This window comes from Fictibacillus sp. NRS-1165 (genome assembly GCF_050468105.1).
Classification (GTDB): Bacteria; Bacillota; Bacilli; order Bacillales; family Fictibacillaceae; genus Fictibacillus_C; species Fictibacillus_C terrinigri.
In genome coordinates, this window is the sequence record NZ_JBDPNU010000031.1 from 170,377 (window position 1) to 176,596 (window position 6,220).

At 42.6% G+C, this 6,220-nt stretch carries 7 protein-coding genes; all 7 read right to left on the reverse strand.

What is annotated here, in order from left to right; translation table 11 throughout:
• Window positions 1-40 precede the first annotated feature (40 nt).
• Window positions 41-328, reverse strand: coding sequence for a YlmC/YmxH family sporulation protein (locus ABHN01_RS15920; protein ID WP_290399637.1), 288 nt, complete (start codon window positions 326-328; stop codon window positions 41-43).
• An 89-nt stretch (window positions 329-417) separates the two neighbouring features.
• Window positions 418-1,200, reverse strand: a complete 783-nt coding sequence (sigG, locus tag ABHN01_RS15925; protein WP_062231643.1) for an RNA polymerase sporulation sigma factor SigG — start codon at window positions 1,198-1,200, stop codon at window positions 418-420.
• A 266-nt stretch (window positions 1,201-1,466) separates the two neighbouring features.
• Window positions 1,467-2,186: an RNA polymerase sporulation sigma factor SigE gene (gene sigE / locus ABHN01_RS15930; RefSeq protein ID WP_429876337.1), complete on the reverse strand. Its 720-nt coding sequence runs from the start codon at window positions 2,184-2,186 to the stop codon at window positions 1,467-1,469.
• A 25-nt stretch (window positions 2,187-2,211) separates the two neighbouring features.
• Entirely contained in the window at window positions 2,212-3,138 is a 927-nt protein-coding gene (spoIIGA, locus tag ABHN01_RS15935) for a sigma-E processing peptidase SpoIIGA (protein ID WP_429876338.1), read from the reverse strand.
• A gap of 255 nt (window positions 3,139-3,393) precedes the next feature.
• Complete coding sequence (ftsZ, locus tag ABHN01_RS15940) at window positions 3,394-4,545, reverse strand: cell division protein FtsZ (RefSeq protein WP_290399640.1); 1,152 nt, start codon at window positions 4,543-4,545, stop codon at window positions 3,394-3,396.
• Window positions 4,546-4,574: 29 nt separating this feature from the next.
• Window positions 4,575-5,855, reverse strand: a complete 1,281-nt coding sequence (gene ftsA, locus ABHN01_RS15945) for a cell division protein FtsA (protein ID WP_429876339.1) — start codon at window positions 5,853-5,855, stop codon at window positions 4,575-4,577.
• 149 nt (window positions 5,856-6,004) lie between these two features.
• The coding region (locus tag ABHN01_RS15950; protein WP_429876340.1) for a small basic family protein at window positions 6,005-6,220 on the reverse strand (216 nt) is incomplete at its 5' end.

Consider the following 6,220-nt stretch of genomic DNA (forward strand, 5'->3'; position numbering starts at 1 on the left):
ATTTATTTTATCACAGATGAGTCATGGGGTATAATGCTATTTACTTTTTCAGCTGATCGAAAGGCTCTTTAATGTATTCACCGGCTTCCTGGGCATCCATATACCGTACAAGAATGACATCAGTGCCGATTTTCACAATATTTCTCCATGGTATGACGATATCACTTTCTCTTGCAAAAAAACCTAGCATTTTTCCCGGTCCCGGAATGATCAGTGATTCGATTTTTCCGGTGCTTAAGTTAATCTCCAAATCAGCGATATGTCCAAGTTTTTTGCCGTTTGCCACATTTACGACGTCCTTGACCTGAAAGTCAGAAATCTTCATCATCGTATCCCCGCCCTTCTTTTTACTATCTATATGAGCGGGCTTATGAATTCATGTACAGCAAACAACCCGCTTCATCAGCGGGTTGGCTTTTAACTGCTCTGTATATTTTTGTTCATCTGTGATATTGCCGCTTTTTCCAGTCGTGAGACCTGGGCCTGGGAGATCCCGATTTCATCAGCGACCTCCATCTGAGTTTTCCCTTGAAAAAATCTCATCGTCAAGATCATTTTTTCTCTTTCGTTAAGTCGTCTCATCGCTTCTTTTAACGCGATCTCTTCAATCCACTGAAAATCTTTAGCCTTATCATCACTGATCTGATCCATAACATAGATAGGATCGCCTCCGTCATTGTAAATAGGCTCAAAAAGTGAAACGGGATCCTGTATAGCATCCAGTGCAAAAACAACTTCTTCTTTTGGCACCTCAAGTACTTCTGCAATCTGCTGTGCTGTAGGTTCTCTTGAAAGCTTATTCATAAGCTGGTCTCTTACCTGAAGAGCTTTGTAGGCGATATCACGCAGAGAACGCGATACCCGTATGGGATTGTTGTCCCGCAAATATCTTCTTATCTCACCAATAATCATAGGCACTGCATATGTCGAAAATTTAACATTTTGACCAAGGTCAAAATTATCGATGGATTTCATGAGGCCGATGCAGCCGACCTGAAATAAATCATCCACAAACTCCCCGCGGTTATTAAATCGCTGGATAACGCTGAGAACCAAGCGCAGGTTGCCGTTTACTAACGTTTCGCGTGCAGTAGGATCCCCGTTCTGCATCTTTGTGAACAATTCACGCATTTCGGGATTTTTTAATACTGGAAGCTTAGACGTGTCTACTCCGCAGATCTCTACTTTGTTTCGGGTCAATGGATTTCCCTCCTACCGGGAGTTTATTGTCAAAGTCAGTATTTCCCTGACAGGATTTTTTATGCAGTTGCATCATCCCGATGAATGGAGGCAGAGACCGGAAATCATATGGCAGCACAGCTTAAATAAGCTGGAAATTTTTTTCAAAACAAAAAGCACCTTCAGTTTATGGTCCTGATTCAGGTCAAGGGTGAAACGTCTTTCAACCATCATTATCGAGCTAACAAAGAAAAAAACGAAAATAAAAAAGAGGCATATGCCTCCCGTCAGACCATTTTATTAAATTCCTTTTGCAGCCGTTTAATAATTCTCTTCTCTAATCTTGAAATGTAGGACTGAGAAATACCCAGCATATCTGCAACATCCTTCTGGGTCTTTTCTTCGCCTCCTGACAGCCCGAATCTAAGTTCCATGATCTGTTTCTCCCTGTCGTTTAAAGTAAATAAAGCCTTGAGAAGCAGTTTTCGATCCACATTCGCCTCTAATCGGCGTGTGATTATATCTTCTTCTGTTCCAAGGACATCTGATAATAAAAGTTCATTTCCATCCCAGTCGACATTGAGCGGTTCATCAAAAGAAACTTCTGAACGTGTTTTATTATTTCTGCGCAAATACATGAGGATTTCATTCTCAATGCACCTGGATGCATATGTAGCCAGTTTGATTTTCTTTTCCGGGTTAAACGTGTTTACCGCTTTGATCAATCCGATGGTTCCGATGCTGATCAAATCCTCTATATTGATTCCTGTATTTTCAAACTTTCTAGCGATGTAGACAACGAGCCTTAGGTTTCTCTCGATGAGCAATGACTTTGCTGCCTTGTCACCGGTCGGCAGCTTTTCAAGAAGTATAGCTTCTTCCTCCTTGCTCAGCGGCGGCGGTAATGCTTCATGTCCGCCTATATAGTGGATTTCCTCTGTTTTAATCCCCAGCTTTATTAACAGTTTGTACCAAAGAAGCGTCAGTTTCAGACGAAGCTGTTTCACTTTGCCATTCTCCCCTCTCCCTGTTCTATGAGGCTGCTATGCTTTCAATCCCGTTGGACATGACTTCTGGATGAACAATGCAAGTAAACGTATTTTCACTGGATAATACCGTATACGTTAATCCGATAAGAACTCTAGAGCAAGAAAAGCTGCCCTGTTTACTCGCAATCACCACTTCATCGGGTTTGATGGCTGGCAGAAATTCGCTGTCTTTCCCGACCGCACGAAACGGAATGATCCGCAGACGTGATTCCCATGAATGTTCCATGATGCCTCCATCATTTAACGTCTCAATGTCTTTTGAGAATGCTGCGATTTCGGGAGGCAGATGTTCTGCATGGGTATTCAGATCCAATATCATGACCGGCACCTTGGTAATTGGATCGTGAAGCTTGTTTCCACTGTCGATCAAACCAGTGGCGTGTATGCATGTATCCTCTACTTTAATTTCAACCTTCACAATTTCCGTGTAATGAAGTTTCTGAACTTTGATGTCATCCACTCTTCGTTTGGAAAACAGCCACACCGACGGAAACCCGATGCATACAAACGCCCAGCTTAACAAATCACCCTTTCCTGTACTTTTAGTCGCGAATACTCCATTCATGATGGATAGATCTGTCTGTAAAAAATAATGTGCTGCAAACAGGCCCCCTCCAGTAACAAAGGTAACAAAATAAAACATGCCGACATTTTTCGCGAAATAAGAAAACTTTTGATATCCAAAAGACACAACCATGATGATCAAGGAAAAAACAAATTTTATGAGCGGATGATACATACTGATATCCGTAGGAATGAATAGCAGCAGAACATAAGAAGACCCGACGAAAGAACCCGCAACCAGTCTCCATTTTTGCATTTTGCGTTTTAACACCATTCCTGTTAAAACGATGAGAAGAAAATCAATGCAAAAATTAAGAAACCAAATGACATCGAGATAAAGTGTCATTTGTTTTCTCCTTTCTTAAGAGATGAAACCAGTATAAAACAGGCCAAATAGAAAGTCTGTCAATTTATGAGACAAGATATCTTTTTATTTTAAGAGATTTTGTCAGAATCTATGGCTTGAAAAATGGATGGGAATTTGTTTTAAAACAAACAAAAAAGCACCTTTCAAATCCATTGAAAGGTGCTTTGCAGCATTGAAGTAATGTCCAGCTCCAGCGCTTGTCGGACCAATGCAGGGAGCTTCTGTATTTCTCAATTATCTTCTGCGGTTACGGTTTCTGTTTCGAAGGAAAGTTGGGATGTCCAGTGTGTCTGCATCCGATTGTGACGGCTGAGCCGGACGGCTTTCGTTCGTTACTTCCTCACGCTGGCTTCCTTGGCTTGCTGGTGTCTTAGGAGCCTGCTGCTGGAACTTCGGACGCTGTGCCTGTGCCTGCATCGCTTGCATATTTTCTCTTTCATCGAATCCTGTCGCAATAACAGTTACTAAAATCTCATCTTTTAAGTCCTCATTAATAACAGATCCGAAGATCATGTTTACTTCTGGGTCAGAAGCAGAGGAAACGATATCTGCCGCCTCATTGACTTCATATAGACTGAGGTTGGCTCCTCCGGTAATATTCATGAGAACACCTTTTGCACCGTCGATTGAAGTTTCAAGCAATGGTGATGAAATTGCCTTGCGTGCGGCCTCAGCCGCTCTGTTTTCACCGGTAGCAATTCCGATACCCATCAGAGCAGAACCTTTTTCGGTCATGATGGTTTTAACATCGGCAAAGTCCAAATTGATCAATCCTGGTACAGCGATCAAATCTGAGATCCCTTGTACACCTTGACGCAGTACATTATCCGCTTCACGGAAGGCTTCAAGCATCGGAGTATTTTTATCAACGATTTCTAGCAATCTGTCATTTGGAATAACAATCAATGTATCTACTTTTTCCTTAAATACACTGATACCGCCAACGGCTTGAGTAGAGCGTTTTCTTCCTTCAAAAGTAAACGGACGGGTAACAACACCTACTGTTAGTGCACCCATTTCTTTTGCAATTTCTGCGATTACCGGTGCTGCACCTGTTCCGGTACCGCCTCCCATACCGGCCGTAACAAAGACCATATCCGCTCCTCGAAGGGCTTCCTCAACCTGTTCTCTGCTCTCTTCAGCCGCTTTTTTTCCGATTTCCGGGTTGGCTCCTGCACCCAGTCCTCTCGTTAGTTTAGACCCAATCTGCATTTTGATCTGCGCTTTTGAAAGGTTTAAAGCCTGTGCATCCGTATTCACACAGATGAACTCTACTCCTTGTACTCCGTGCTCGATCATGCGGTTAACAGCATTGCTTCCGCCTCCGCCTACACCGATAACCTTAATTGTAGCTAATGAATCCATGTTCATATCAAACTCTAACATGAGCGTTCCTCCTAGTGACTACCTGTCTCTTATTCGAAAAATAAACCAAACCAATTTTTCATTTTGGATTTCATGCCGCCAGCGGGTTTCTCGCTTTGCTGTTTTGCCGCTTGAGGCTGTTTCTTTCTATGCTGGACCTCTGCTCCTTCTGTAAGAGCAGAAGCAACCTCTTTGCCTTGTACCTTAATGTTGCGGTAAGTAAATTGAATAAGTCCGATACCCGTGGTATACTGCGGCTCTCTTACGCCGATATAATCCGGCAGGGAGACCCTGACATTGTTCTGAAAGATTTCCTGTGCCAGTTCAAGCAGCCCGGGCATAGCGGCAACACCGCCAGTAATAACAAATCCTCCTGGCAGATCTCCATATCCTCTTCGAACGAGCTCTTCATCCGCAAGTTCCAGCATTTCAGCAATACGAGCTTCAATAATGAGAGCTAAATCGTACTGGCTGATCTCCTGTTCTGATGAGGATCCGATCTGAGCAACAGAAAACGTTTCGTCTTTTGATGCATGGTCAACAAAAGCGTGTCCATGTTTAAGCTTTATTTTTTCTGCATCTTCAGCAGTCGTTCGAAGTCCGATTGATATGTCTTTTGATATGAACTCTCCGCCGAATGGAAGAACCGTTGTCATCTGCATTGTTCCCTGATCAAATACAGACACAGTCGTCGATCCGCCGCCGATATCGATCAAGGCTGTTCCTAAATCCATTTCATCCCTTGTGAGGGCTATAGAAGCAGTAGCCAGCGGTTCAAGGCAGATATCGGCCACTTGCAGGCCGGCTTTTTCTACACAACGCAATAAATTATGTAAGATGGTCTTGGATCCTGTTACGATCGTTCCTTCCATTTCCAGCCTGACTCCAAGCATTCCGCGCGGATCTATAATTTCATCGGTTCCATCAACAATAAACTGCCCGGGTATGACGTCAATAATTTCCCGTTCAGGAGGAATTGAAACCACTTGCGCCGCATCAATCACACGCGCAATGTCTTCGTCTCCAATCTCACGGTCTTCACTGGATACAGCGACTACACCGTGGCACGGCTGCAGCTGTACATGATTTCCTTTCACACCAACAATTACTGCATTAATCGGTATACCAAGCATTCGTTCTGCCTGTTCTATCGCTCTTTTTATGGAACGAACAGTTTCATCGATATCAACAATAGATCCCTTTTTAATACCTGCTGATTTTGAGTGACCTACACCAATTACATTAAAGGATTCACTGGTCATTTCTCCAATGATAACTTTAATATTGGATGTACCGATGTCTAAACTTACATAAATCTCATTGCTGTTCATTCTTTGGCACCTCCTTGAGTTTAAAATGTCCGTTATATACTATTCGTCTATCCGTTATGTAATTATATCGGTATACGAGTGGGTTAATTAAGGAATAAATTCCACAAGCAAGGAATATTCCCTCTTTTTTTTCTTAAGTTTTTAAGAAATTAAGTGTTTTTTCTAGATTTGCTCCACTTTGATATTACCAGCCGGCGAATGACAGCTATATTATTAAACAATCTGACTCCAAAAGCAAATATTGCTGCCAGATATAGATCAATTCCAAGATGGACACCTAAATAGGCAAGGCCGGCAGCGAGCAGGATGTTGAAGAAAAAGCCACTGATAAAAACCTTATCCTCAAAATTCCCCTGCATATGGGC

What these genes read in the sequence shown, in the direction of transcription:
- ABHN01_RS15920 (WP_290399637.1), bottom strand. Translation starts at nt 328, where the DNA reads ATGATGAAGATTTCTGACTTTCAGGTCAAGGACGTCGTAAATGTGGCA.
- spoIIGA (WP_429876338.1), bottom strand. Translation starts at nt 3,138, where the DNA reads ATGACACTTTATCTCGATGTCATTTGGTTTCTTAATTTTTGCATTGAT.
- ftsZ (WP_290399640.1), bottom strand. Translation starts at nt 4,545, where the DNA reads ATGTTAGAGTTTGATATGAACATGGATTCATTAGCTACAATTAAGGTT.
- ftsA (WP_429876339.1), bottom strand. Translation starts at nt 5,855, where the DNA reads ATGAACAGCAATGAGATTTATGTAAGTTTAGACATCGGTACATCCAAT.